Annotated in this window: 1 protein-coding gene; it reads left to right on the top strand. The window is 62.2% G+C overall.

Features of this window, described 5'->3' with window-relative positions; all coding sequences use genetic code 11:
- A partial coding sequence (locus tag IF23_RS35305) for an ACP S-malonyltransferase (protein ID WP_037680469.1) occupies positions 1-201 on the top strand: 201 nt, incomplete at both ends.

The following is a 201-nucleotide window of genomic DNA, read 5'->3' as shown; positions in this document are numbered from 1 at the left end:
CGTGGGCGTCGGGTGCGGCGTTTATCGGTTTCGCATGCGTTTCATTCCCCGTTGATGGAGGGGATGTTGGAGGATTTTCGGGCGGTGGCGAAGGGGATTGCGTTTGCGGCTCCGGTGATTCCTGTGGTGTCGACGGTGACGGGGAATTCCGCTGCGGGTGAGGATTTGCGGTCGGCTGATTACTGGGTGCGGCAGGTCCGC

Source organism: Streptomyces catenulae (assembly GCF_000718015.1).
Classification (GTDB): domain Bacteria; phylum Actinomycetota; class Actinomycetes; order Streptomycetales; family Streptomycetaceae; genus Streptomyces; species Streptomyces catenulae.
This window is presented reverse-complemented; position numbering and strand designations above follow the sequence as displayed.